This is a genomic window from Cryobacterium sp. W22_MBD10_FK3 (assembly GCF_052113745.1).
Classification (GTDB): domain Bacteria; phylum Actinomycetota; class Actinomycetes; order Actinomycetales; family Microbacteriaceae; genus Cryobacterium.
Genome location: NZ_JBGQOH010000007.1, coordinates 84,832 through 109,036 on the forward strand (window position 1 = coordinate 84,832; position 24,205 = coordinate 109,036).

The following is a 24,205-nucleotide window of genomic DNA, read 5'->3' on the forward strand; positions in this document are numbered from 1 at the left end:
ATGGCCTTCGCCGCCTTCGCCAGCATCACCGCACCACCCACCGACGCCGCGGCGCGCCGCCGCAGCCCGGTTGCCCTGCTGCTGCTCCTGCCGGGCATCCTCTATCTGGTGCTGTTCTTCCTCGCCCCGCTGGTCTCGTTGATCCTCACCTCGCTGCAGGCGCCGAGCGAGTTCGGTGACATCGGCATGTACAGCTACGCGTTCCGCTGGGAGAACTACGTGGTGGTCATGGAACAGTACTGGCCGCACATCCTGCGCTCGTTCGGCTACGCGCTGATCGCCACGGTGCTGGCGTTGGCCTTCAGCTACCCGTTGGCCTACTTCATCGGAGTCACCGCGCGAAAGTGGCCGCTGCTGCAGAGCCTGATGCTGGTGCTCGTGATCGCCCCGTTCTTCATCAGTTTCCTGTTGCGCACCCTGGCCTGGAAGCAGCTGCTCTCCGATGAGTCGTTCCTGGTGACCTCGCTGAAGGCGGTGTCGCTGCTGGCGCCGGACGCGCACCTCACCGGCACGGCGTTCTCGGTGATCTTCGGCCTCACCTACAACTTCATCCCATTCATGACGCTGCCGCTCTACACCACCCTGGAGCGGCTCGACCTGCGCTACCTCGAGGCCGGTAACGACCTCTACGCCAACGGATTCCACACCTTCCGCACCGTGACGATCCCGCTGTCGATGCCCGGCATCGTGGCTGGCACCCTGCTCACCTTCATTCCCGCGGCCGGCGACTACATCAACGCCAGCCGGGACTTTCTCGGCGGGGCGGATACCCAGATGATCGGCAATGTGATCGAGGCGAACTTCCTGGTGTTGCTGAACTATCCGGCGGCGGCGGCGCTGTCGATCATCCTGATGACGGTGATTCTGGTGATCGTGGGCGTCTACGTGAAGCGAAGCGGAACCGAGGAGCTGCTGTGACCCGGATCTCGCTTGGCAAATGGTTGCTGCCGCTGTACACGGCGCTGGCCCTGATCTTTCTGATGGTGCCGATCGTGTACACCTTCATCTTCTCGTTCAACGATTCGCTGAAGTCGAACATCACCTGGCGCGGTTTCACGTTCGACAAGTGGCTGAACGTGTGTGCGGTGCAGAACGGGGCGGTCTGCGAGGCGTTCGGCAACAGCCTGGTCATCGGGCTGGCCGCCACGGTGCTCGCCACGACCCTGGGCACCATGATCGCGATCGCCCTGGTGCGCTACAGGTTCAAGTTCCGGGCCGGCACCAGCCTGCTGCTGTTCCTGCCGATGGCCACCCCCGAGGTGGTGCTCGGCGCCGGGCTGGCGGCCCAGTTCCTCTCGCTCGGGGTGCCCAAAGACATGCTCACGATCATCCTGGCGCACACGATGTTCTGCATCAGCTTTGTGGTGGTGACGGTGAAGGCCCGCGTGGCCGGCCTCGACCCGGCGCTCGAGGAGGCGGGCCGGGACCTGTACGGGTCGCCTGCCCAGGTGTTCGCGCGCATCACGTTCCCGCTGCTGCTGCCGGGCATTCTCGCGGCGGCGCTGCTGTCGTTCGCCCTGAGCTTTGACGACTTCATCATCACCAACTTCAACTCCGGCGCCGTCACCACGTTCCCCAAGTACATCTACATCTCGGCGTCCCGCGGCATCCCGGCCGAGGCGAACGTGATCGCCTCGGCCGTGTTCATCCTCGCGCTGGTGATCGTGGTGACCGCCCAGGTGTCCAGCGCCGCCCGCGCCAAACGCCAGGCCCGCCTCGGCTAGTCCAGTTTGTCGTCGGAGGGCGGGGACGCGGCGTCCGCCGGGGTGCCGTCGCCGTCACCGTCGGTGGCCGGCCTGGTGAACGGCACCGTGCCGAGAACCTCGGAGGACGTGCGGACCGGCCCGACCGTGCGTTTCCGCAACGGGTCCCGGCGCAGGTCCACGTACAGAGACACGCACAGGCCGATGATGATCAGCACGAACGGGGTCGCCGCCAGGATCGTGAAGGTCTGCAGCGCGCCCAAACCGCCCACGAACAGGAGCACCGCGGCGACGGCGCCGGTGAGCACCGCCCAGAAGATCACCAACGGCTTCCACGGTTCCTTGCGGCCGCGGCTCGAGAGCGTACCGAGCACGAGGGCGCCGGCATCCGCCCCGCTGACGAAGAACACCGCCGTGAGCACCATCACCACCAGGGCAGAGCCGATGAAGAACGGGTACTGCTGCAAGGCGGCGAAGAACCCGGCCGCCTCACTGCCGGTGCCGGCGATGTCGATGCCGCCCAGCTGCAGGTGCAGGCCGGCCCCGCCGAACACGACGAACCAGAGGATGCTGACCGCTGTCGGAACCAACAGCACGCCGAGGACGAATTCGCGGATGGTGCGACCGCGGGAGATCCGGGCGATGAAGGTGCCGACGAACGGGGTCCAGGAGATCCACCACGCCCAGTAGAAGATCGTCCAGCTGGCCAGCCAGTCGCTACCGCCGAACACTGCGGAGTGGAAACTCATCGGCACGAGATCGGCCAGGTATGCACCGACGGCCGACGGCAGCAGGTTCAGGATGAACACCGTCGGGCCGACCACGAAGACGAACACCACGAGCACGGCGGACAGCACCATGTTCGTGTTGCTGAGCCATTTGATCCCCTTGGCGAGCCCGCTCGCGGCGGAGAACACCACGCCCACGGTGAGCACGCAGATGATGATGATCGGCAAGGCGGTGCCCGGGTCGTCGGCGAACTTGCCGGTGGTCAGCAGCGAGAAACCGGCCGCGATCTGCAGAGCACCCAGCCCGAGGGACGTCGCGGAGCCGAACTTGGTGCAGATGATCGCCAGGATGTCGATCGGCTTGCCCCAGCCCTTGTTGACGATGCGGTCCCTGCCGAAGATGGCCTGGAAAGGGGAACTCATCAGGTTGCCGCGTCCCATCCGGTACGTCGAGTAGGCCAGCGCCAGGCCGACCACCGCGTAGATCGCCCACGGATGCAGCCCCCAGTGGAAGAAGGTGTACGCCATGGCCGCGTTGGCGGCCTCCGGGCTGTTCGGCTCAGCGTCGACGAACGGCGGCGGCGACGCCAGGTGGGTGACCGGTTCGAACACCCCGTAGAACATCAACCCGATGCCCATGCCCGCGCTGAACATCATCGACACCCAGGACAGCGTCGAGAACTCGGTTTTCTGCCCTTCACGGGAGAGCGGGATGCTGCCGTACCGGCCGAACGCCAGCACCAGCGCGAAGACCACGAAGCCGGACGCGCCCAGGATGAACAGCCAGCCCAGGTTGCTGGTGACCCAGCCCAGGGCTGCTGACGCGCCGGCGCCCACGGCGTCGGTGAAGAACACGCCGAGCAGGCAGACCACCAGGATGATGCCGGCGGAGACGCCGAAAACCGTCTTGTCGACAGTGGCCCAGCCTGTGCGGGCCGGTTCGTCGACCGCGTCCCCGAGCGCTGACTCGATGTCGTCGTCGGATAAGCCTCTGGACATGGTGCTCCTTGCCGACCGAACAGGCTCCGATCACCTTCCATTGTGCACAATTGGTGGCGGAGTGGCGAAAGTGCTGGCCCGTGGTCTGCCTCCACGGTACGTGGATTCAGGGGACATTACTATAGTGGCGGCTATGGCTGAACTCGATGAATCCGGAACCGCTGGGCCCTCTTTGTATACCGGGCGAGGTGATTCCGGTCGCACCACCTTCGGTCGGCACGGCGACGTGGCCAAGACCGATGTGCGGGTGGCCGCCTACGAGGAGTGTGACGAGGCCAACGCGCAGGTGAGTGTGGTGATGGCCGTCGGCAACCTGCCGATCGGGATCACCTCCACCCTGGCGAGCGTGCAGAACGACCTGTTCGACCTGGTCGCCGACCTGGCCGTGCCGCTGGACGCTGCCGAGCCCGCGACCGCGCGCATCCAGGAATCCCACCTGACCCGCCTGGAGCGGGCGGTCGACCACTTCGAGCCGGATGCCGCCGACCTCAGCGGCCGAGTGCTCCCCGGCGGCACCGTCGCCGCCTCGTTGCTCTACCAGGCGCGTGCCGTGGTGCGGCGTGCCGAGCGGGCGGTCTGGGTCGCCGTTGAGGCGCATCCTGCAGTGGTCAATCCGTTGTGCGCGCGCTACCTGAACCGGTTGTCGACGCTGCTGTTCGTGCTCGCCAGGGGCGCGAACGCCGAGCACGGCGACGTGCAGTGGGTGCCGGAGGCCTCGGCGCTGGCCATGGACCAGGAAGACGGCACGGACCCCGCCGCGGACCCCGCCACCCTGGCCTGATCAGCGCGCAAGTAACGCTTTCGCGAACGGGGTTAGACGTAGCTGGCGCGGATCTGGCCGATCGGGTTGCCGCCGCCGAGCACACCGAGCTTCAGTTCGGGCACGATGGCGTCGACGTCGGCGCGGGCCACGGCCCCGGCATCCGCCAAGAGGCTCAGCGCCACGATGGTGGCCGCCCGCAGGTTGCCGTCGAGGATCTTCAGCGCCACGGTGGTGCCGTTCTGGGCGGAGGCCACCATGATGCCCTCTGCACCGCCCTTGACGAACAGGCCCAGCCGTTCGATCGCGATCGAGTCCGGCAGGCCGGGCCCGGCGATCACCCAGCCGTTCTCGCGCACCGCCTCGGCCAGGAACCCGGCCTCACGGTAGATGGCGAACGGTGAGCTCGACTTGGATGTGGCGATCCGCGCGATGCCGCGCGCCAGCGCCGTGAGCGACAGCGCGTGCACGGGGGCGCCGCAGCCGTCGACGCCGCTGGCAGCGGGGCGTTCGCCGGTGAACCGCTCGACGACGTCGAGGATGCGCTTCTGCAGCGGGTGCTCGGGATCGAGGTAGCCGTTGGTGACCCAGTGGTTCTGGACGCAGGCCACGAGCATCGCCGCGTGCTTGCCGGAGCAGTCCGAGTAGATCGGGGCGGGCCCGTTGCCCTGCCGCACCAGGTTGTCGCGGGTGGCGGAGTCGCCCGGCCAGGTGGGCGTGCAGCCCAGGTCGGCTTCGGAGAGCCCCGCGCGGGCCAGGAGCCCGCGCACCAGGTCGGTGTGCTTCTGGGTGCCGGAGTGGCTGGAGGTCGCGATCGCGGCATCCTCCCCGCGCAGCACCACGCCGCTGGCCATGACCGCGATGGCCTGGAACGGTTTCATCGAGGAGCGCGGGAACACCGGGGCGTTGACATCGCCGAGGGCCCGGAGCACGGCGCCGTCGCCGCTGAGGACCACGGCCGCCCCGGCGTGGCGGGACTCGATGAAGCCGGAGCGTTCGACGACGGCCAGTTCCACCGAGTCGATGACCTCGATGGTTCCCGCGGTGGATGGCGCCGCCGCGCCGAAGGCGGCCGGAGTCGACGTCGTCACGATTACAGCGCCGCCATCGCGTCGTCGATCACCGATAGGGCATCGGCCAGCAGCGCATCCGTGACGGCCAGGCTGGGCAGGAACCGGAGCACGTTGCCGTAGGTGCCGGCCGTGAGCAGCAGTACCCCGTGCTGCGCCGCGTATGCCGCGATGGCGGTGACCGCGGCGGCGTTGGGAGCCTTGCTGGTGGTCTGGGTGCCGGGCTGCACAAGCTCGATGGCGATCATGGCACCGCGGCCGCGGATCTCGCCGATGATGTCGTACTTGTCGGCCAGCGTGCTCAGGCCCGCGCGGAGGGTCTTCTCGATGCGCTGGCCTTCGGCGAGGAGGTTGTTGCGTTCGATGGCCTCGAACACCGCGATCGCGGCGGCGCAGGCCACCGGGTTGCCGCCGAAGGTGCCGCCGAGCCCGCCGGGCTGGGAGGCGTCGAGGATCTCGGCGCGGCCGGTCACGGCGGCCAGCGGCATGCCGCCGGCGATGCCCTTGGCCACCAGCACCAGGTCGGGCTCCCAGCCGAAGTGCTCGCTGGCGAAGTAGGCGCCGGTGCGGGCCATGCCGCTCTGGATCTCGTCGGCGATCATCACGACGCCGTTGGCGGTGCACCACTCCTGCAGCAGCGGCAGGTAGCCCTCGGCCGGAACCATGAAGCCGCCCTCGCCCTGAATCGGTTCGACGACGAGGCAGGCCAGGTCGCTGGCGCCGATGACCTTCTCGAGGTAGGCGATGGTGCGGGCGGCGGCTTCAGCGCCCGACAGGCCGTCGTGATACGGGTAGGAGTTGGGCGCGTGGTAGACGTCGCTGGCCAGCGGGCCGTAGCCGGTGGCGTACGGAGCGGCCTTGTAGTTCATTGCCATGGTGAGCACGGTGCGACCGTGGTAGGCGTGGTCGAGCACCGCGACGGCGCGGCGACCGGTGTACTTGCGGGCGATTTTCACGCCGTTCTCCACGGCCTCCGCACCCGAGTTGATCAGCACGGTCTTCTTGGCGAAGCTGCCGGGGGTGTGCGCGGCGAGCAACTCGGCGACCCGCACGTACTCCTCGTACGGGGTGATGGTGAACAGGGTGTGCACGAAGTCGTTCAACTGTCCGGTCGCGGCGGTCACGACGCTGGATTCGGAGTGCCCGACCGTCGTCACGCCGATGCCGGCGCCAAGGTCGATGAACTGGTTGTCGTCGAGGTCGACGATGATGGCGCCACTGGCCTTCTTGATGTAGACCGGAAGGGCCGAGCTGACGCCGGAGGACACCGCGGCCAGACGTCGCTGGTGCATCTCGGTCGAGCGCGGGCCGGGGATGGCCGTCACGATCTTACGTTCCTGGGTCACCGTGTAGACCGGGGACGAGGGGGCGGAAGCGGCAGCGGAATCAGTCAGCGTGTCAGTCATGATCGCGCCAGTTTACCGCCCGCGGGAGCGAGCACCCGGGCTATTCCCTGCCAGAATTGGCAGTAAGCGTGAAACCCGAAGGAGACGCCATGATCGGTGTACATCACTATGCCGTGCAGATCCATTGGACGGGCAACCGCGGCACCGGCACCAGCAGCTACCGCGCCTACGGTCGCGATCACGTTCTCACCTCGGCAGGCAACGAACCGATCGCAGGATCGGCCGACCGCACCTTCCACGGTGACGCCGACCGGTGGAACCCCGAGGAGCTGCTGCTGGGCGCGCTCAGCCAATGCCACATGCTCTCGTACCTGCACGTGGCCGCCACGCACGGGGTGGTGGTGGTCGGTTATTCCGACGACGCCATCGGCACGATGGCGCAGACCACGGATGGCGGTGGCCACTTCACAGCCGCCACCCTGCGTCCCCGGGTCACCATCGCCGATCCCGACCAGGTGGAGCTGGCGCAGAGCCTGCACGCCGAGGCGGCCAGGGCCTGCTTCATCGCCGCGTCGGTGAACTTCCCGGTCGGCCACGAATCGGTGACCACCGTCGCGGAACCGGCGTCGCTGCTCTAAACCCGCCCGCCTCAACCGCGAAAGCGGCCCCGTGGTTGCCTCCGCAGAGCGGAGGTGACCACGGGACCGCTTTCGCGGGCTGCCGCCTTACTTCTGAGCAGCGGCGAACAGGGTGAAGGCCTCTTCGAGCACCGAAGCGGCGTCGTCGATGAGGGCATCGGAGATGACCACAGACGGCATGATCCGCAGCACGGAGTCCCAGCTGCCGGCATCCAGCACGATCACGCCGTTGGTGGTCGCGTGCTTGAGCACGAAGGAAAGCGCCTCGGGGAACGGCTTCTTGGTGCCGGGGTGCACGAGCTCGACGCCGAACATGGCGCCCTTGCCGCGCACGTCGCCGACGATGTCGAACTTATCCGCCCAGTCGCCGATGCGGGCCCAGAGGGCCTTCTCCACGCGCTTGGCCTCATCAAGCAGGTTGTCGCGCTCGATGATGTCGAACACGGCCAGGGCTGCCGCGGTCGAGACCGGGTTGCCACCGAACGTTCCGCCGATGCCGCCGGGCTGCACGGCATCCATGATCTCGGCGCGGCCGGTGACGGCGGCCAGCGGGAAGCCGCCGGCGATGCCCTTGGCGGTGGTGACCAGGTCGGGCACGACGCCGTGGTGCTCGATCGCGTACCAGGCGCCGGTGCGGGCGATGCCGGCCTGGATCTCGTCGGAGACGAAGACGATGCCGTTTTCGGTGCAGAACTCGCTCAGCCGCTTGAAGTAGCCGGGGGCGGGGATGACGATGCCACCGTCGCCCTGGATCGGCTCGACGAAGAACGCCGCGATCTCGGAGGCGCCGATGTGGGTCTGGATGTAGTCGATGGTCTTCTCGGCCGCTTCCTCGCCGGACAGGCCGTCCTGGTAGGGGTAGCTGGTGGGCACGCTGTAGATCTCACCGGGGAACGGGCCCATGCCCACGCGCTCCGGCCAGGGGCGGTAGGTCATCGCCATGGTGAGGTTGGTGCGGCCGTGGAAGGCGTGGTCGAGGCTCACGATGGCGCGGCGGCCGGTGTACTTGCGGGCGATCTTCACCGCGTTCTCCACGGCTTCGGCTCCGGTGTTCACCAGGATCGAGTGCTTCTCGAAGTCACCGGGGGTGATCTCGGCGAGCTTCTCGGCCACGCGCACGTAGTTCTCGTACGGGGTGACGGTGAAGAGGGTGTGGGTGAGCTTGCCGGCCTGCGCGGCCGCGGCCGCGGCGACCTCCGGGTGGGCGTGGCCGATGGTGGTCACGCCGATGCCGCAGCCCAGGTCGATAATCTGGTTGCCGTCCACGTCCACCAGGATCGCTCCCGCGCCGTGGTCCATGTAGATGTTGGCAAGGGTGCCGGCCCCGGCAGACACGGCGCGAACGCGTCGTTCCTGCAGCGCGATTGACCGTGGGCCCGGGAGGGCGGTGACGAGCTTGCGCTCCTGGCTGACCGAGAAGGAAGAAGACATGCCCCCAGCTTACGGAGGTCGGCTGGGTGGCCGCCCCGCAGCACCCGCCGGCACTGAACGGATGCGCACCGGCCGCGATGCCCTCAGGGCCCGTTCGCCGCGGTCGACTGTTGCCACGCAATATCGATCGATCTGAACTCGGCCGCGTAGCAGGCCCCTTCGCTGCCCGAATCGACAGCGGCTCCGCTGGTGGAGTAGCTGATCAATGGTCCCGCTGCGTCGGCCACATCGACGGGATACCCGGCGTCGGCCATGCACTGCTGGAAACGCTCGAAGCCCTCCTGATACTCGGCTTCAGTCACGGTGCCATCGGCCATCGTCGCAGACTGTTCCGCCGACGCCTGGGCTAGGACTGCGCGAGCGGACCAGGACGCCCACAGCACGTATCGACCCTCTCCGGCTACCTTGATGGCGTGCGGTGCAGCGCCTGTCACCGCGCGCCCGCCCCCGGAATTCAGACTGGGGCCGTCGCAGGAGTAGATGCCTGACACCGACCCGTCGATCGAGGTGGTGTAGGTGCCCGCGTCCAGGCATCCGAACGAGATGAAGAGCTCGGTAGCGCCTTCCGGAATCACACCGACATTCAGCGTCGAGGCACCGGCTCCGTCCTCGATGCGGAACGGCTCCCCGACAAGCTGAGTGTCGCCGGGTACCAGCGCGGCGAGCATCGAGGTCGTCGGCGTCTGGCGGGAGATGGTTGCCCGTTCCGCGGTCAGGACAGCGGCAGCAGCGGATACCGCGGCTCCAGTGAGGGCCCCGGAGATGGCGAAGACCGTGAGCATGGCCAGCAGCTTCGGACGTCGACGAGTCAGCGGGGCGGAATCAGCGAGAGCAACAAGCATGCGACGCTGCATCTGATCCCGGGTGGTTGCGTCACGAGGCATTGGGCACACCTTCCGATCGGACCCCGGGTGGTTGGAGTTCGGGAGATTCATCTCGCAGACGCGATCGCGCACGCGACAGCCGGGATCGGGCCGAAGATGCACGTATGCCCAGGAACGAGGCGGCTTCTTCAGCCGAGAGCCCTTCGAGCACGCAGAGCGTGATGATCTCCTGATCAGGGGCGCCCAGACGCCGCATCGCGGCGAATATCGTGCCGTCGTCGCCACGTTCCGGGGGATCGTAGCTCGGCTCCGCGGCCGGCAGTTTGCTCAGCGCGATCCGATGCCGCCGCTCAGAGCGCGCCAGATTCAGACACGTGTATGTGGCGGTTTTCAGCAGCCACGGCAGTATCGACCGGTCGACGAACCGGATCTTCTCTCGTTTGCGCCAGGCCTCGAGAAAGGTGAGGGAGACGACATCCTCCGCCTCACCGGGCGTCGGGGCGAGTCTCAGGGAATGGCGACGCACGCGGTCACGATGCCGGTCGAAGATCCGCCCGAAGGCCTCACCGTCGCCGGCCACGACGAGCGCCCAGTCATCTTCATCGGAGACCCTCATGCTCTGTAATGTCCGCTGCACAGGAATTCGCTGCATGCCCGTGTGATTGTCACGACGTGGTTTGCGCAATGAGAAGGTCGCGCACGTCGGCCGGGAGCGCACGCGAGCCGCTTCCGTCGCGGTACAGCAGCTCGCAACCGTCGAGTTCGGCGGTGAAGGTCATGTCGAGGTCTTGCCCGCCCTGGCTCGGCACGAGTACCAGAAACATCGCTGCCGTCGCATCGCAGGATCGCGGTACCGGTTCGGACGCGGCCACATCGGCCACCAGCCGGGCGGTCGCCGTGTCGAGTGTGCCACCGGCGACGAACCGGCCGGTGCGAAGGGTGATCGCCCCCGGGATCGCCGTCGCCGCGCCCGACTCGGGCGGGTCCGTCGGTAGGGCCTCGACCGCATAGCGGCACCAGCGCATCCCGTCGATTTCGGTCGGTGCCGCGTCGGTCGGCACCGTGGCGGCACGCGGGGTGCCGGGAGCCGGCGTTACGTCCTCAATGCCGGGGAGCGAGCCGGTCGACTGGAGGAGCGTTTCCCCATCGAACGGAGCGGTCCACTCCGTCGCGCAGCGGCTGTCGATCGCGGCGCGCGGTTCAACCAGCGTTTGCTTCAACGTCGTGCTCTCGCGCACGGTCAGCCCGGCGAGGGCGTCGCGCACCCCGGGCTTCGTCTTGCCGCATCCGGTGCTGGGGTAGTGCGCGTTGATCGCCCGACCGATCGCGTCGACGAGCCAGAGCGGCGGTACGAGTTCCATGTCGGCGGTGCACGGGCCGAGCCAGGGGGCGTCGTTCGGCTCGGCCAGGGCTGCGAGGAGTGGGGTGAGATCGCCCGTGAGGGTCACCGCGGTGACGCCGCTCCACCTTCCCTCGGCGTCCTCGATGCTCGCCATCAGGTCGCACCGCACGGCCAGGGTCGGGGTGAAATCCGCCGGCACACGACCCGCTGCCGGCGCGTCCGGATGCTCGGGATCGGGTGTGCCGGTCTGGTCGGGAGGGAGCACCCAGCCGCCCAGGTTCGGCGCGAGGCAATCGTAGCCATCGACGATCGTGGCGATCTCCGTGGCTTGCGCGTTGCCGCCGGGGGCGCCGGCGCATCCGGTGAGCAGAACTGACACCGTCACTGCGCCGAGCAGCACCCGGCTCCGGGCCGAGAATCTGTCTGTCGGTTTCGGTGGCTGCATGGCTCCACCATGCCCGGGGCGGCGGGCCACGTCGATCAGTGGGGCGCGTTCGTTACCGGAACGGAAGACTCGAGTGCTGGGGTGAGGCGGCTTCGTTCCTCGATGGACCGGCCCCACGCGGTTCCGGCGAGGATCAGCGCGATACCCACGTAACCGGCCAGGGCCACGGGGTCACGAGCGATCGTGATGCCCACGAGCGCGGCCCAGACCGGCTCGGTGCCAAGCAGCAGGCTCACCCGGGAGGGCGAGGTGCGCCGGACGGCCCAGGTCTGCACGAGGAACGCGAAGACAGTGCACACGAGCACGAGGTAGAGGAACAGGGCCGCGCGGCCGGGGTCGAGCCGGGCCAGGAAATGCGGGATCGAGTCGCCGTAGAACAGGGAGGCCACCGAAAAGAGCGTCGCGCAGGTGGCCAGTTGCACCGTGGTGAGGTGAAGCGAGTTCATCGGTGTGTTTCCGGTGAGGGCGTACATCGAGGTGACGTGCACGGCCCGAACGATTGCCGCGACGAGGATGAGCAGGTCGCCGAGGCTCGGCGCCTGAAAGACACCGTTGCCGGCGAGCAGGGCCACCCCGGCAACGGCAATCGTCGCGGCCAGGAAGAACCTGCCGGGCAGTCGGCGCCCGGATACCGCCGAATCAAGGATCGGGGTGAGCACGATTGTCAGGCTGATGATCAGTCCGGCATTCGTGGCGGAGGTGTGGGCTATCCCGAAGGTTTCGAAGGCGAAGACCGCAGCCAACACAATTCCGAGCAGCACGCCCGCTCGCAGTTCCGCTGCAAGGATCCGGGTGCGTCGAACGGCCACGATGGCTGCCAGGAGGGCCGCGGCGAGCAGCATCCGGAGTGCGAGGAGGGCCACGACGGCTTGAGGCGTGACAAGTTCTTTGGCCACCAGGTAGGTCGACCCCCAGGTGGCGGCGACCAGGAGCAGGAGCAGGTCAACACGGAAACGGCTGAGGATGGCGGGCATTCCACCATCGTCCGGTCCGGCATCACATAAGACAAGGGAGCAGTTTCATGTTGAATGCTTTAGTTTGAACTTATGGAACTGGGTCAACTTCGCGCGTTGAGAGAGCTGGGCGACCGGGGCAGCATCACCGCCGTCGCGGCGGCGTTGTACGTCACGCCCTCGTCTGTGTCGCAGCAGATCAGCGCCCTGCAACGGCACTCGGCCGCTCCGCTGACCTTCCGAGACGGGCGCCGGACCGCTCTCACCGACGCGGGGCGGGCCCTGGCGATGGCGGCGATCGACGTGGAGGTGGCGCTCGAGCGCGCCGCCCAGGCGGTGGCTCGTTTCCAGGGCGATCAGTTGGGCACAGTGTCGGTGGCGGCCTTCCACAGCGCGGGCCTGGCCGTCTTCGGGCCCTTGCTCGCCGCGTGCGCGGGTTCTGACCGGCCCGACGTGCGGCTGACCGACTTCGATGTGGCCCAAGAAGACTTCCCCCGGCTGGCGGCCGATCATGATCTGGTGCTCGCGCACAGGCTGGCCGGCAGCCCGCCCTGGCCGGGGTCGGTGCGGGTGGAACCTCTCGTGTTCGAGCCTTTGGACATCGCCGTCCGACGCGATCACCGACTCGCGGCGAAAGCGGCGATCGAACCGGCGGACCTCCACGACGAGGCCTGGGTCGCCGTCCACGAAGGCTTCCCGCTCGAGCAGGCCCTCTCGGTGATTACGGGGATAGGGGGGAGAGAGGCACGCATCCTGCACCGGATCAACGAGTTCTCCGTTGCGGCCGCCGTTGTCGAAGCGAGCGGTTCTGTGGCGCTGATGCCCCGGTATACGACCGACCTGCGCGAGCACCCGCAGCTGGTGCTGCGTCCGTTCACGCGCCCGGAACTAGGCCGGCACATCGACTGCCTGGCTCGTCCCGAAACCCTGGAGCGTGCCAACGCGCAGACGGTCCTGGCAGAGATCCGCACCATCGCCGCGGCGCTCACCAGGTGACCGGCCCGGGTCAGGGTGCTACTCGACGAAGTCGGCGAGCTGACGGATGACTGTGCCCCAGCCGTCGTGGAAGCCGAGCTCCTCGTGCCGGTCACGGTCGGTCACATTGCGGTGCATGGCCGTGGCGGTGTACTCGGTGCCCTCGGGGTGGTCTGCCAGGGTGATCACGGCTGTCACGAACGAGGCCTCTGACGGACGCCAGCCGGCCACAAGCGCATCCGTGTAGACGATTCGCTCGAGCTCGTCGACAGCCAGGAAGCAACCGGTGATGTGCGGGCCGAACTCGAGCCCGTCGTCGCTGATCTCGGTGCGGAAGGAGCCGCCGGCACGCAGGTCCATCTCGCGCACGCGGCACAGGGTGGGGGCGGGTACCCACCACTGCTCAAAGCTGGCCGGGTCCGCCCAGGCGTTCCAGACGCTGGCGCGCGGGGCCTTGATCAGGCGCGAGACGGTGAGGTCGAGTTCGGGGTGAGCGGATGCGGTCATGCGGAGGTCTCCTTGTCGGGCCTGACGTCGGGGGTGGGGGCGGTGACGAACTGCTCGAGGCGGTCGGTGCGGCCCGCCCAGATGCTGCGCTGCTCGCTCAGCCAGCTCTCGATCAGGGTGAATCTGTCACGTTCGATCGTGCACATGCGCACCCGCCCGATCTTGCGAGTGGTGATCAGCCCATTCTTTTCGAGGTAGCGGATGTGCTTCATGAACGAGGGGAGCGCCATGTCGAAAGGCGCCGCCAGCTCGCCGATGCTGGCCGGCCCTGAGCCGAGCCGGCCGAGCACCGCACGCCGGGTGGGGTCGGCGACGGCCTGGAAGACACCGTCGAGTGTCGAGAGTCGCTGAGCCATGCGGATAAGTTAGCCCGTGCTCGTCACTAAGCGCAAGGGCTAAGTGTGAAGCTGGCCGAGGTCAAGGCGGACAGCCTCGTCGCGGCACGTGGTCCGTTCCGTGCATGTACGCGACAATGACCTAGACGAGAAGGGCTTCTGATGACCGGTGGCTACGATGTGCAAGTGCTGTTTCCCGAGCTCTTCGAGGGGGTCGACTCTGAGACGGCTTGGCGTGTGGCGAGCAACTTCGGAAGCGACGCGCACGAAGGGCGCGAGGCATCCCGGCGCGACGTTGAACTGATGCTCCTGCTGGCGACCGGCACGATCACCCACGATGAGTTCGTGGCACTCGCCCTGGCCGACATCGGGCTGCCCGCCGAGACAGCGCAGTTGCTCCACAAAAGGATTACGAAACTGTAGAGGGAACTCGGAACTCCAGAAGGACGACCTACCGGATTCCGTCCTTACTTGCGCGCGAAGTCATTATTTGCGTTGCGCAAACCGGCGGGGGTGCGGCTAACGCAGCTCGCGCCACCAGATGGCACGCTTGACCCGCTGCACCACGGTGGTGGGCGGTGATTCGTTGTAACTGTGCGCGAGTTCCTGACCGGTCAGGTCGTGAATCGCGGCCATGATCTCGTCGGTGGCCTTGCGGCGGGCCCGGCCGGAGTCCGCGGCACCGTGCACGCTCACGTCGATCGGTTCACCGAACTTCACGCTGATGCGGCGGATGCGCGGCATCTTCGAACCCACCGGCATGATCTCCTGGGTGCCGATCAGGCCCACCGGCACCACCACCGCGCCGGTGGTGAGGGCCAGCCAGCCCACCCCGGTGCGGCCGCGGTAGAGCCGGCCGTCCAGGGAGCGGGTGCCCTCCGGGTAGATCGCGAAGGCGCTGTCGGATTCGAGGATGTCCTTGCCGGCGTCGAGAGCCACCTGAGCGGCCTGCCCCGCACCGCGTTCCACCCCGACGGCGCCGATGGAGGTGAAGAACTGGCGGGAGACCCAGCCCTTGAAGCCGGTGCCGGTGAAGTAGGTGGACTTGGCCAGGAACTGCACCCGGCGGGGAGCGGTGAGCGGGATGACGATGCTGTCGATGAACGAGAGGTGGTTGCTCGCGAGGATCACCCGGCCCTCGCGCGGGATGTTCTCTTTGCCGGTGATCCGGGGCCGGAAGACCAGCCGGGCGATGGGCGCCATGATGCCGTAGCCGAGGAAATAGACGAACCCCGGCCGTTTGGCTTTGGCGGGTAGCTCGACGATCTCGTCGTCGGCCGGCACCTGTTCGACGGGGGCTCCCGGCGCGGTTTCGGGCTCGGATGCTGGGTCGTGCTTGGCTCCGGTCACTCAACGACCCTACAGCGCAGGGTCAGTCGCGCCCGGCATATATCCGCGGTGCGCCTACCATGGGGGCGTGCAGCGAATCATCATTCTCGGGTCCACGGGCTCGATCGGAACCCAGGCGCTCGACGTCATCAAGGCCAATCCCACCCGGTTCGAGGTGGTCGGCCTCTCCGCGGGCAGCAACCGCGAACTGCTGGCCGCACAGGCCGCCGAGTTCGCCGTGGACGACACCGCCGTCGGTGCTGCAGAGGCCGAACAGCTGGTGCGGGATGTCGACGCCGACGTCGTGCTCAACGGCATCACCGGTTCGGTGGGGCTGGGTCCGACCCTCGCCGCGCTCAAGGCGGGCCGCACCCTCGCCCTGGCCAACAAGGAATCCCTGATCGTGGGCGGCGACCTGGTCAAGGCGCTCGCCGCGCCCGGCCAGATCGTGCCCGTCGACTCGGAACACTCCGCCATCGCCCAGGCCCTGCGCTCCGGCACCGCCGACGAGGTTCGCCGGCTGGTGCTCACGGCATCCGGCGGCCCGTTCCGCGGCCGGTCGCGCGCCGAGATGACGAACGTCACCCCACGTGAGGCTCTCGCCCACCCCACCTGGGACATGGGCCTGGTCATCACCACCAACTCCGCGACCCTGGTGAACAAGGGACTCGAGATCATCGAGGCCCACCTGCTCTTCGACGTGCCCTACGAGAGCATCGACGTCGTCGTGCACCCGCAGTCGCTCATCCACTCGATGGTGGAGTTCATCGACGGCTCCACCATCGCCCAGGCGTCACCGCCGAACATGCGCCTGCCGATCTCGCTGGGCCTGGACTGGCCGAACCGGGTCGTCGCCGTCGGTGTGCCGATCGACTGGACCACCCCGCACACCTGGACCTTCGAACCTCTCGACGACGAGGCGTTTCCCGCCGTGGAGCTGGCCAAGCAGGTGGGTCGGGCCGGCGGCACCTACCCGGCCGTGTTCAACGCGTCCAACGAGCAGGCGGTGTTGGCCTTCCACGCCGGCCGGATCGGCTACCTGGACATCGTCGATACGGTGCAGCGGGTCGTGGAGGCCCATGAGACGCAGGGCGAGCTCACCCTCGAATCCCTCGCCGAGGCCGAACGCTGGGCCCGCGCGGCCGCGGACACCATCATCGACACCATCGCCCGCTGACCCGGGTGTGTCCCTAGCTGCGGTAGCTCTCGGCCACGGTGATCAGCGCCTCGTCCCACGGGGTGGCGGCCACCCCCAACTCCCGCTGGGTTTCGGCGGAATCGATCACATACGGCACCCGGAACTGATAGCTGGACTTGTCTACCTCGCGCATCAGCGGGCTGACCAGGCCGAGTGAGCGCAGCATCCACTGGGGGTAACCGGCCACCGACCCGTGGCTGCCGTAGTGCGCATTCAGCTGGCCGGCGATGTCTGTGCGGCTGTGTGCGCCGCTCGGCACATGCCAGAGTCGACCCCACGCGCCGGTAAGGTCGGCCGCCGCGATCATGGTCGCGGCGATGTCCGGGAGATAGCTCCAGCTGTGCACGAGGCCGGGGAGACCGACACCACGGGCGGTCTTAGAGGCCAATACCGGGCCGAAGAAGGCCTGGCCGAGGTGGGCGTTTCCGCTCACCCCGGCCCCGAAGTAGTCGCTCGCGCGCACCTCCACGGCCCGGATATCACCGCGCTCGTGCGCCTCGAGCACCCGATGCCAGCCCTCCCGTCGAATCACGCCCTTCGATTCGGTCGTGGTCTCTGGGCTGTGTTCGCTCATCGGCCCGGAGGGCGAGCCGTAGGGGTAGAGATTTCCCATCACGACAAGGTTGGCACCGCTGACGGATGCCGCGGCGATGGCCGCGGCGAACACCGGCGGCCACCGGCGGGCCCAGTCGGGGTACGGGGGATTGGTGCACAGGAAGATGGTCTCCATCCGCTCGGCCGCGAGGCAGAACGCCACGGGATCTGACGCGTCGAGGACCCGGGCCGTGGTGCCGGCCAGGGTTGTGCCGGAGCGGGTGGCGACGGTGACGTTGTCACCTCTGGCCGCCAGTTGGCGGGCCAGTTCGCTGCCGATCCAGCCGGCTCCGACGACGAGATGCTGGGGCATGGGATCCTCCGACACGTGGGTTGACGGGGACAGACTACCGGGGTGGCCGCGCTTCGGCGTCTAGTCGTCGATCAGATCTTCCTGCCCGGGCTCCTCCGCCGGCGGTGCGGGCGGCTCGGCCTCCGGCACCTGTGTCGGGGCCGGCGTCGGCTCGGGAGTGGCCGGCGGTGTCGGTTCCACAGTCGGGGTGGGTTCGGGCGGGGGTGGCTCGGTCGGCTCGGCGGGCGGCGGCTCGGTGGGTTGAGGGGGCTCAGGCTCGGGCGTCACCGGGGGCGGATCCGGGAGCTCGGGCTCGGGGGGAGGCGCCACCGGTTCGTCCGTCTCCGGCGGCGGGGCAGCGGGTGGTGTGCTGGGTGACGGGGTCTGGGGAGTGAGGAGGGCGACCAGGTCCGCCTCGACAAGGGCGATGGCAGCTTGAATGTCGCTGGCCCGGCCCGCACTGAGCCTGTCCTCCTCGGTGGCCGTGGCCAGCACCGCCTTCAACGACTCGAGGGCATCTTTCGCACCGGCGAAGTCGCCCGACGCCGCAGCGGTGCTCACCGACAGCACGGCGGCCTGCAACTGGCCCGCGGTCTCGGCTTGCAGGGTGGGCGCCGTGCTCGTGCAACCGGCCAGCAGGGTCGCCACCAGAATCACGCCGGCCGCAGTCAGGCGTGCCCCCGGTCGATGCGCCTTCGGGCTCTGCCGGTTCATGGGTTCACACTCTCCTGCAGCTGCTCGAGGTGTTCACCCAACTCGCCCTCCACGGCCGGGTAAGCGGGCGGGGTCGGCGCGGGGTCTTCCCTGGGCACCGTGAGCAGCGCCGCTGCCACGCCGAGGACAGCCACCAAGACGCCGCCGAGCACGAGGCGCCAGCGCGACCGGCGGGGCGCGTTCCGGTGCCTGGCCCCGGTGGATGGCGCGGTTTCGGCTAGGGGAGTGGGCTGCGTCACCGGCGCAACAGCGGGCTGGGCCTCGGGCGGTTGGGCCTCGGGCAGCTGAACGGCGGGCAGGTGCATGGTGGGCAGGTGAACGGCGGGCAGCACCGCTGTCGGGGCGTCGGTGCCAGGTTCGGGAGCCTCGCGCGGGTCAACCAGGGGCGACACGATGGCCCTGGTGGTGTCGTCGTCTGGTGCGTTCGTCGGCGGGACCAGGGCGAGCAGGCGCGTTGCGGCATCCGCGGCGGGAAGCCGGTGCTCGGCCTCCCGCACGGTCATGCCGGTCAGCAGATGGCGCCAGCCCTCGCCGAGCCACGGCGGCACCTCCGGCTGCCGGTGCAGCCGGGCCAGGGCGGATTCCGTCGCGGTGCCGGGGTAGCACTGCTCGGCCGTGAGGCTCTCGAGCAGCACCAGACCCAGCGAGTACACGTCGCTGGCCGGGCCGACGTGCTGGCCGCGCGCCTGCTCGGGGCTGAGATAACCGGCTGTTCCGATCACCGTTCCCGGCCTGGTCTGATGGGCGGCGTCGACAAGCCGGGCGATGCCGAAGTCGGCAAGCTTGGCGTGCTGGCCGCGTCCCGGAAAATCGGACGGTGCCAGCAGTACGTTCGCCGGCTTGATGTCCCGGTGGACGACGCCTTGGGAGTGCACGTAGGCCAGGGCTGCGCAGAGGTCGGCGCCCAGCCTGGCCACCTCGCCCGGCTCGAGCGGGCCCTCCTGGATGCGGCCGCGCAGATCCACGCCATCGATGAACTCGGTCACCAGGAAGGAGCGGGGCACGCCGTCGATGACCGCGGTGCCGGCGTCGTACAGGGTGACCAGGGCGAAGTGATTGAGATGCGCCAGCACCCTGACCTCGTCGTTCAGCCGGCCCCGCCGGGCCTCGCCAGACGCGGTATCCCCAGACGCGGATGGGCCCCGGGGATCGAGGGTCACGAGCTTCACGGCGACGGTGCGGTCCAGGGCAAGATCGGAGGCCTCATAGACCTCCGACATGCCGCCCGTGCCGATCAGCCGGGCGAGGCGGTACCGGTTCGCGAGGATGAGTCCGAGCGAACTATCGGTGGGCGCCGGTTCCCGAACCGGCTCGGCGGATGCAGACAGGCGGGCCTCCAAGAAATGGCTTGGGGCAATTCTTTGCCTCGCTCCGAGGTCCGTCAAGGTGCGCGCAGCGGCACCCCGCTAGCGAGTTTCAGTCGCAGTCGTCCTTCTTCTCGCACCCCTTGGGAGACTTGTCGTCTTTGCCGGGCTTCTCCGGCTTCCCGGGTTTCTCGGTCTTCTCGTCGTCCTCGTCGTCCTCGTCCGAGGTGCTGACCGGAGTCGGCGTGGCCGGCGTTTCTGCGGGGGTGTTCGCCGTGATCGCGGCGGTGAGGTCGGCGTCGACGAGGTCGATGGCGGTCTGGATCTGCCCGGCTCGCGCCGCCGTCACGGTGTCGGCGGCCGACGCCGTGGTGAGGGCGGTCTGCACAGTGCCGAGCGCCGTCTGCGCCGTCGCGTAGTCTCCGGCGGCCGCCGCGGTGCTCACCGCGAGTACCCCCTCCTGCAGTTCGGCGGCGGTACCGGCGTTCAGCGCGGGCGGGCCGGCCGCGCAGCCGGCGAGCAGGGCTCCGGCCAGGCCGATGCCGGTCACGGCCAGAACGACGCGAGTGCGGAGAGTTCGGGTGGCGCTCATGGGTTCACGCTTTCCTGAAGCTGCTGCAGGTGGGTGCCGAGGTCGCCATCGACAGCGGGGTAGGCCGGGGGCTCCGACGCGGGATCGGTGGGCTGCAGGGCGAAGACCAGCGCGATCACCGCGGCCACCGCCACCAGCGCCCCGATGATCAGCGGCCGGCGGCGCACCCGCGGCCGGGACCTTCGGGCCGGGTTCGGCCGGGCCGGCGGCGTCACCGGGCTCAGCCTCTCGGTCTTCGCGGTCTGTTCAGTGGGCAGTTCCGCCTCCGAGCGGGTCAACACCTGGGTCGGTTCGTTGCCGGTGGCAGCCGGGAACAGCTTCGTGGCTGCCGTGCCCTCCGCGGTGGCAGCCGGGAGCAGCGTCGTGGCTGCCGTGCCCTCCGCGGCGGCGGTGAGCAGCTCTGTCGGTGCGTCGGCCGAGGCCGGGTCGGGGCTGGGCCCCGCGCCGGCCGATCCCGCCGGTACGAGATCGCGCAGTCGCACCGCGGCATCCGCCGACGACAGGCGCTCGGCCGGGTCGCGGGCGGTCATGCCGGCCAGCACCGCTCCCCACTCGGCGCCGAGCTCCTCGGGGATCTCGGGCTGACGCTGCAGCCGTGCCATGGCCGATTCGATTGCCGTGCCCGGGTAACTGCGGGTGCCGGTGAGGCTCTCCAGCAGCACCAGGCCGAGCGAATAGACGTCGCTGGGCGGTCCGATCGGCTGGCCGAGTGCCTGCTCGGGGCTGAGGTAGCCTGCGGTGCCGAGCACCGCGCCGGTCTTGGTGAGGTGGGTGGCGTCGAAGAGCCTGGCGATGCCGAAGTCGGCCAGTTTCGCGTGCGACACCCGACCGGGGAAATCGGACGGGGCCAGCAGGACGTTCGCCGGCTTGATGTCACGGTGGATGATGCCCCTCGCGTGCACATAGTGCAGGGCTTCGGCCAGGTCGGCGCCCATCCTGGCCACCTCGGCGGGCGCCACCGCGCCGTCGTTGATGCGGCTGCGCAGGTCGGAGCCGTCGACGTACTCCATCACGATGAACGAGCGGGTCACGCCGTCCACGTGTTCGGTGCCGGCGTCGAACAGGGTGACCAGTGCGAAATGGTTCAGGCTGGCGAGCACCATGACCTCACCGCTCTGCCGCTGCGGCCCGGCGTCGTCGGCGGTGTCCATGCGGAACAGCTTGAGCGCCACTGTGCGGCCGAGTGCCAGGTCGGCGGCCTCGTAGACGGTGGCCATGCCGCCGGTGCCGATCAGGCGGTCCAACCGGAACCTGTCGGCGAGAACCAGCCCGATCAGGCTGTCTGACCGCGACGGATCGCGCAGCGGTTCGGTCGGAGCAGACAGGGCGGGCCTCCAGTGGTGCACGTGGGATGGATCGGGTGCTGGCAATTCTCGGGTCTTAGCTCGGTGCCGGTCAACGACCAGCCGACTTGCAGCAAGAGAAGGCTAATCTACGGATGTGGAAACCGTGCTTCTATACATTCTGGGCGTAGCCGTGGTCGTCGTGGGCCTCGCGCTCTCCATCGGTCTGCACGAAATCGGCCACCTCGTTCCGGCCAAGCTGTTCGGCGTCAAGGTCACCCAGTACATGATCGGCTTCGGGCCGACCCTGTGGTCCAAGCGTAAGGGCGAGACCGAGTACGGCGTCAAGGCCATCCCCATGGGTGGCTATATCTCGATGATCGGCATGTTCCCGCCGTCCAATGATGGCGCCGCCCGCCCCAACAGCACCGGCTTCTTCAACCAGCTTGTGCAAGAGGGCGAACCGGTCAAGAAGCCGAGCGCCCTGGGCACCCTGGTCGACGACGCCCGCCAGGCCAGCGCCGACACCATCGGCGAGGGCGAGGACCACCGCGCCTTCTACAAGTTGCCGGTGTTCAAGCGCATCATCATCATGCTCGGCGGCCCGTTCATGAACCTGCTCATAGCCGTGGTGCTCTTCGGAGTGCTGCTGATGGGCTTCGGCAGCACCCAGGCCAGTACCACGGTCGGCAGCGTCAGCGCCTGCGTGCTGCCCGCCACCAGCGACCGGCAGACCTGCGCGGACGGCGACGAAGCCGCCCCTGGCGCGGCGGCGGGCCTCGAGCCCGGCGACCGCCTGGTGAGCATCGACGGCACCGAGATCACCAGCTGGGAGCAGTCCACCGCGATCATCCGCGAGTCCTCAGGCACCCCCCTGCAGGTGATCGTCGAACGCGACGGCGCCGAGCAGACCCTCGTGATCACCCCCAAGCTCACCGAGCGCTACGTCACGGATGACGCCAATCAGATCATCACCGACGCCGGCGGCGACCCGCAGACCGTCGAGGTGGGCTTCGTGGGCATCGGCCCGGCCGGCGAACTCGTGCAGCAGCCCGTCACAGCGGTGCTGCCCGCCGTCGGCGAGAACATCTCCGGCGTCTTCCACATGATCCTGAACCTCCCGCAGCGCCTGATCGACGTGGCCAACGCCGCGTTCGGCCCGGGGGAGCGCGACCCGAACGGCCCGATCAGCGTGGTGGGCGTCGGCCGGGTGGCGGGCGAGATCGCCAGCATCGACACCATCCCGTTGCAGACCAAGGCGGCGAGCCTGATCGGCCTGCTCGCCTCGCTCAACATCGCCCTGTTCGTGTTCAACCTGGTGCCGCTGATGCCGCTGGACGGCGGGCATGTGGCCGGAGCCCTGTGGGAGGGCATCCGCCGCTGGTTCGCCAAGCTGTTCAAGCGCCGCGACCCGGGCCCCGTCGACACGGCCAAGCTGATGCCGCTCACCTTCGCCGTCGTGGTCGTTCTCGGCGGTATGAGCCTGCTGCTCATCTACGCCGACATCGTCAAGCCGGTCAACCTGTTCGGCTGAGCTCCGCGCCGCAGCCGCGTCTGGGCAAGGGTTCAGCTTCCTGGGATCGTGCACGCGTAAGCTACATTCGTGGCCGCAATAAACCTGGGTACGCCCAAAGTCCCCGTAATCCTCGCTCCCCGACGCAAGTCCCGCCAGATCAAGGTCGGCAAGGTCCTCGTCGGCGGCGACGCGCAAGTCAGCGTGCAGTCGATGACAACGACCCCGACGACGAACATCAACGCGACGCTGCAGCAGATCGCCGAACTCACCGCCTCCGGTTGTGACATCGTGCGTGTTGCCGTGCCGAGCCGCGACGACGCCGAGGCGCTGCCGATCATCGCCAAGAAGAGCCAGATCCCGGTCATCGCCGACATTCACTTCCAGCCGAGCTACGTCTACCAGGCCATCGACGCCGGTTGCGCGGCCGTGCGGGTGAACCCGGGCAACATCCGCAAGTTCGACGACCAGGTCGGCAAGATCGCCGCCGCCGCCAAGGCCGCCGGCGTGTCGATCCGCATCGGCGTCAACGCCGGTTCGCTCGAGCCCAGCCTGCTGCAGAAGTACGGCAAGGCCACCCCGGAGGCTCTCGTCGAGAGCGCCGTGTGGGAGGCCAGCCTGTTCGAGGAGCACGACTTCCACGACTTCAAGATCTCGGTCAAGCACAACGACCCGGTGATCATGGTCAAGGCCTACCGGCTGCTCGCCGAGCGCGGCGACTGGCCCCTGCACCTCGGTGTCACCGAGGCCGGCCCGTCGTTCCAGGGCACCATCAAGAGCGCCACGGCGTTCGGCATCCTGCTCGGCGAGGGCATCGGCGACACCATCCGGGTGTCGCTCTCGGCCCCGCCCGCCGAGGAGATCAAGGTGGGCCTGCAAATTCTGCAGTCGCTGAACCTGCGCGAGCGCAAGCTGGAGATCGTCTCCTGCCCCAGCTGCGGCCGGGCCCAGGTGGATGTGTACAAGCTCGCCAACGACGTCACCGACGGCCTCGAGGGCATGACGGTTCCGCTGCGCGTGGCCGTGATGGGCTGCGTCGTCAACGGACCCGGTGAGGCGCGCGACGCCGACCTGGGCGTGGCATCCGGCAACGGCAAGGGCCAGATCTTCGTGCGCGGTGAGGTCATCAAGACCGTGCCGGAATCCGAGATCGTGGCAACCCTGATCGAGGAGGCCAACCGTATGGCCGCCGAGATGCCGCCCAGCGAAGACTCCCTCGGTTCCCCCGTCGTGACGGTCGGCGCCAACTAGCCAGCCAGCCAACTCCATCGGCTAACTGTTCCCGTTGCGGACACATGGTCCCGGCGTGCCGGGTCCATGTGTCCGCACG

At 68.5% G+C, this 24,205-nt stretch carries 25 protein-coding genes; 9 read left to right on the forward strand and 16 right to left on the reverse strand.

The window, feature by feature from the left end:
* Together ACEN2M_RS09430 and ACEN2M_RS09435 are read left to right on the forward strand one after the other, a co-directional pair.
* The gene (locus ACEN2M_RS09430; RefSeq protein ID WP_441647860.1) at positions 1-918 is read left to right on the forward strand and encodes an ABC transporter permease; all 918 of its coding nucleotides are present in this window, start codon (positions 1-3) and stop codon (positions 916-918) included.
* Complete coding sequence (locus ACEN2M_RS09435; protein ID WP_441647861.1) at positions 915-1,724, forward strand: ABC transporter permease; 810 nt, start codon at positions 915-917, stop codon at positions 1,722-1,724. The genes ACEN2M_RS09430 and ACEN2M_RS09435 overlap by 4 nt, the downstream gene beginning before the upstream one ends.
* Here the strand turns inward: ACEN2M_RS09435 and ACEN2M_RS09440 are convergent.
* Positions 1,721-3,430, reverse strand: coding sequence for a BCCT family transporter (locus tag ACEN2M_RS09440; protein ID WP_441647862.1), 1,710 nt, complete (start codon positions 3,428-3,430; stop codon positions 1,721-1,723). The two genes, ACEN2M_RS09435 and ACEN2M_RS09440, sit on opposite strands and share 4 nt — an antisense overlap.
* A gap of 133 nt (positions 3,431-3,563) precedes the next feature.
* Between ACEN2M_RS09440 and ACEN2M_RS09445 the strand changes: the two genes are divergently transcribed.
* Positions 3,564-4,211, forward strand: coding sequence for a cob(I)yrinic acid a,c-diamide adenosyltransferase (locus ACEN2M_RS09445; protein ID WP_441647863.1), 648 nt, complete (start codon positions 3,564-3,566; stop codon positions 4,209-4,211).
* A gap of 32 nt (positions 4,212-4,243) precedes the next feature.
* Here ACEN2M_RS09445 and ACEN2M_RS09450 read toward each other — a convergent pair whose 3' ends face one another.
* Entirely contained in the window at positions 4,244-5,281 is a 1,038-nt protein-coding gene (locus ACEN2M_RS09450; protein ID WP_441647864.1) for an asparaginase, read from the reverse strand.
* Positions 5,282-5,283: 2 nt separating this feature from the next.
* The gene (gene gabT, locus ACEN2M_RS09455) at positions 5,284-6,666 is read right to left on the reverse strand and encodes a 4-aminobutyrate--2-oxoglutarate transaminase (protein ID WP_441647865.1); all 1,383 of its coding nucleotides are present in this window, start codon (positions 6,664-6,666) and stop codon (positions 5,284-5,286) included.
* A gap of 89 nt (positions 6,667-6,755) precedes the next feature.
* On the opposite strand from gabT, the gene ACEN2M_RS09460 reads away from it, so the two are divergent.
* Positions 6,756-7,244, forward strand: a complete 489-nt coding sequence (locus ACEN2M_RS09460) for an OsmC family protein (protein ID WP_441647866.1) — start codon at positions 6,756-6,758, stop codon at positions 7,242-7,244.
* Between the two features lie 87 nt (positions 7,245-7,331).
* Here ACEN2M_RS09460 and ACEN2M_RS09465 read toward each other — a convergent pair whose 3' ends face one another.
* The 5 genes from ACEN2M_RS09465 to ACEN2M_RS09485 all read right to left on the reverse strand — a co-directional run bounded on the left by ACEN2M_RS09465 (position 7,332) and on the right by ACEN2M_RS09485 (position 12,260).
* Positions 7,332-8,675 carry an aminotransferase class III-fold pyridoxal phosphate-dependent enzyme gene (locus ACEN2M_RS09465; protein ID WP_441647867.1) on the reverse strand — a complete coding sequence of 448 codons (1,344 nt, stop codon included), beginning with the start codon at positions 8,673-8,675 and terminating at the stop codon, positions 7,332-7,334.
* A gap of 83 nt (positions 8,676-8,758) precedes the next feature.
* A complete protein-coding gene (locus tag ACEN2M_RS09470) occupies positions 8,759-9,559 on the reverse strand; it encodes a hypothetical protein (RefSeq protein ID WP_441647868.1) in 801 nt (266 codons plus the stop codon).
* Complete coding sequence (locus ACEN2M_RS09475) at positions 9,549-10,115, reverse strand: RNA polymerase sigma factor (protein WP_441647869.1); 567 nt, start codon at positions 10,113-10,115, stop codon at positions 9,549-9,551. Before ACEN2M_RS09475 ends, ACEN2M_RS09470 begins: the two co-directional genes overlap by 11 nt.
* Positions 10,116-10,164: 49 nt before the next feature.
* Positions 10,165-11,241 (reverse strand): hypothetical protein, encoded by a 1,077-nt coding sequence (locus ACEN2M_RS09480; protein ID WP_441647870.1) that lies wholly within the window; start codon positions 11,239-11,241, stop codon positions 10,165-10,167.
* Positions 11,242-11,321: 80 nt separating this feature from the next.
* Positions 11,322-12,260, reverse strand: coding sequence for a DMT family transporter (locus ACEN2M_RS09485; protein WP_441647871.1), 939 nt, complete (start codon positions 12,258-12,260; stop codon positions 11,322-11,324).
* Between the two features lie 72 nt (positions 12,261-12,332).
* Between ACEN2M_RS09485 and ACEN2M_RS09490 the strand changes: the two genes are divergently transcribed.
* Positions 12,333-13,235, forward strand: coding sequence for a LysR family transcriptional regulator (locus tag ACEN2M_RS09490; RefSeq protein ID WP_441647872.1), 903 nt, complete (start codon positions 12,333-12,335; stop codon positions 13,233-13,235).
* A gap of 18 nt (positions 13,236-13,253) precedes the next feature.
* Here the strand turns inward: ACEN2M_RS09490 and ACEN2M_RS09495 are convergent, their stop codons facing one another.
* Together ACEN2M_RS09495 and ACEN2M_RS09500 are read right to left on the reverse strand one after the other, a co-directional pair.
* Positions 13,254-13,721: an SRPBCC family protein gene (locus ACEN2M_RS09495; protein WP_441647873.1), complete on the reverse strand. Its 468-nt coding sequence runs from the start codon at positions 13,719-13,721 to the stop codon at positions 13,254-13,256.
* Positions 13,718-14,077 carry an ArsR/SmtB family transcription factor gene (locus ACEN2M_RS09500; protein ID WP_441647874.1) on the reverse strand — a complete coding sequence of 120 codons (360 nt, stop codon included), beginning with the start codon at positions 14,075-14,077 and terminating at the stop codon, positions 13,718-13,720. The genes ACEN2M_RS09495 and ACEN2M_RS09500 overlap by 4 nt, the downstream gene beginning before the upstream one ends.
* Before the next feature lie 141 nt (positions 14,078-14,218).
* Between ACEN2M_RS09500 and ACEN2M_RS09505 the strand changes: the two genes are divergently transcribed.
* Positions 14,219-14,479 carry a hypothetical protein gene (locus ACEN2M_RS09505; protein WP_441647875.1) on the forward strand — a complete coding sequence of 87 codons (261 nt, stop codon included), beginning with the start codon at positions 14,219-14,221 and terminating at the stop codon, positions 14,477-14,479.
* Between the two features lie 96 nt (positions 14,480-14,575).
* Here ACEN2M_RS09505 and ACEN2M_RS09510 read toward each other — a convergent pair whose 3' ends face one another.
* Complete coding sequence (locus ACEN2M_RS09510) at positions 14,576-15,259, reverse strand: lysophospholipid acyltransferase family protein (RefSeq protein WP_441647941.1); 684 nt, start codon at positions 15,257-15,259, stop codon at positions 14,576-14,578.
* Between the two features lie 214 nt (positions 15,260-15,473).
* Here ACEN2M_RS09510 and dxr point away from each other — a divergent pair, with 214 nt between their 5' ends.
* A complete protein-coding gene (gene dxr, locus ACEN2M_RS09515; RefSeq protein ID WP_441647876.1) occupies positions 15,474-16,562 on the forward strand; it encodes a 1-deoxy-D-xylulose-5-phosphate reductoisomerase in 1,089 nt (362 codons plus the stop codon).
* Between the two features lie 13 nt (positions 16,563-16,575).
* Here the strand turns inward: dxr and ACEN2M_RS09520 are convergent, their stop codons facing one another.
* The 5 genes from ACEN2M_RS09520 to ACEN2M_RS09540 all read right to left on the reverse strand — a co-directional run bounded on the left by ACEN2M_RS09520 (position 16,576) and on the right by ACEN2M_RS09540 (position 21,425).
* Positions 16,576-17,490, reverse strand: a complete 915-nt coding sequence (locus ACEN2M_RS09520) for an NAD(P)-binding domain-containing protein (RefSeq protein WP_441647877.1) — start codon at positions 17,488-17,490, stop codon at positions 16,576-16,578.
* Between the two features lie 60 nt (positions 17,491-17,550).
* Positions 17,551-18,183, reverse strand: coding sequence for a hypothetical protein (locus ACEN2M_RS09525; protein ID WP_441647878.1), 633 nt, complete (start codon positions 18,181-18,183; stop codon positions 17,551-17,553).
* Positions 18,180-19,523, reverse strand: coding sequence for a protein kinase domain-containing protein (locus ACEN2M_RS09530; RefSeq protein ID WP_441647879.1), 1,344 nt, complete (start codon positions 19,521-19,523; stop codon positions 18,180-18,182). The genes ACEN2M_RS09525 and ACEN2M_RS09530 overlap by 4 nt, the downstream gene beginning before the upstream one ends.
* 76 nt (positions 19,524-19,599) lie before the next feature.
* Entirely contained in the window at positions 19,600-20,079 is a 480-nt protein-coding gene (locus tag ACEN2M_RS09535; RefSeq protein ID WP_441647880.1) for a hypothetical protein, read from the reverse strand.
* Entirely contained in the window at positions 20,076-21,425 is a 1,350-nt protein-coding gene (locus ACEN2M_RS09540; RefSeq protein ID WP_441647881.1) for a serine/threonine-protein kinase, read from the reverse strand. The genes ACEN2M_RS09535 and ACEN2M_RS09540 overlap by 4 nt, the downstream gene beginning before the upstream one ends.
* A 103-nt stretch (positions 21,426-21,528) precedes the next feature.
* Between ACEN2M_RS09540 and ACEN2M_RS09545 the strand changes: the two genes are divergently transcribed.
* On the forward strand, positions 21,529-22,896 hold the full coding sequence (locus ACEN2M_RS09545; RefSeq protein ID WP_441647882.1) for a M50 family metallopeptidase: 1,368 nt from the start codon (positions 21,529-21,531) through the stop codon (positions 22,894-22,896).
* Between the two features lie 69 nt (positions 22,897-22,965).
* The gene (ispG, locus tag ACEN2M_RS09550) at positions 22,966-24,126 is read left to right on the forward strand and encodes a flavodoxin-dependent (E)-4-hydroxy-3-methylbut-2-enyl-diphosphate synthase (RefSeq protein ID WP_441647883.1); all 1,161 of its coding nucleotides are present in this window, start codon (positions 22,966-22,968) and stop codon (positions 24,124-24,126) included.
* Positions 24,127-24,205: the final 79 nt, after the last annotated feature.

Coding starts and splice junctions, on each gene's coding strand:
- ACEN2M_RS09505 (WP_441647875.1), top strand. CDS start 14,219: ATGACCGGTGGCTACGATGTGCAAGTGCTGTTTCCCGAGCTCTTCGAG.
- ACEN2M_RS09495 (WP_441647873.1), bottom strand. CDS start 13,721: ATGACCGCATCCGCTCACCCCGAACTCGACCTCACCGTCTCGCGCCTG.
- ACEN2M_RS09445 (WP_441647863.1), top strand. CDS start 3,564: ATGGCTGAACTCGATGAATCCGGAACCGCTGGGCCCTCTTTGTATACC.
- ACEN2M_RS09465 (WP_441647867.1), bottom strand. CDS start 8,675: ATGTCTTCTTCCTTCTCGGTCAGCCAGGAGCGCAAGCTCGTCACCGCC.
- ACEN2M_RS09485 (WP_441647871.1), bottom strand. CDS start 12,260: ATGCCCGCCATCCTCAGCCGTTTCCGTGTTGACCTGCTCCTGCTCCTG.
- ACEN2M_RS09525 (WP_441647878.1), bottom strand. CDS start 18,183: ATGAACCGGCAGAGCCCGAAGGCGCATCGACCGGGGGCACGCCTGACT.
- ACEN2M_RS09520 (WP_441647877.1), bottom strand. CDS start 17,490: ATGCCCCAGCATCTCGTCGTCGGAGCCGGCTGGATCGGCAGCGAACTG.
- gabT (WP_441647865.1), bottom strand. CDS start 6,666: ATGACTGACACGCTGACTGATTCCGCTGCCGCTTCCGCCCCCTCGTCC.
- ACEN2M_RS09490 (WP_441647872.1), top strand. CDS start 12,333: ATGGAACTGGGTCAACTTCGCGCGTTGAGAGAGCTGGGCGACCGGGGC.
- ACEN2M_RS09475 (WP_441647869.1), bottom strand. CDS start 10,115: ATGAGGGTCTCCGATGAAGATGACTGGGCGCTCGTCGTGGCCGGCGAC.
- ACEN2M_RS09535 (WP_441647880.1), bottom strand. CDS start 20,079: ATGAGCGCCACCCGAACTCTCCGCACTCGCGTCGTTCTGGCCGTGACC.
- ACEN2M_RS09440 (WP_441647862.1), bottom strand. CDS start 3,430: ATGTCCAGAGGCTTATCCGACGACGACATCGAGTCAGCGCTCGGGGAC.
- ACEN2M_RS09500 (WP_441647874.1), bottom strand. CDS start 14,077: ATGGCTCAGCGACTCTCGACACTCGACGGTGTCTTCCAGGCCGTCGCC.
- ACEN2M_RS09460 (WP_441647866.1), top strand. CDS start 6,756: ATGATCGGTGTACATCACTATGCCGTGCAGATCCATTGGACGGGCAAC.
- ACEN2M_RS09510 (WP_441647941.1), bottom strand. CDS start 15,259: ATGGCGCCCATCGCCCGGCTGGTCTTCCGGCCCCGGATCACCGGCAAA.
- ACEN2M_RS09430 (WP_441647860.1), top strand. CDS start 1: ATGGCCTTCGCCGCCTTCGCCAGCATCACCGCACCACCCACCGACGCC.
- ACEN2M_RS09470 (WP_441647868.1), bottom strand. CDS start 9,559: ATGCCTCGTGACGCAACCACCCGGGATCAGATGCAGCGTCGCATGCTT.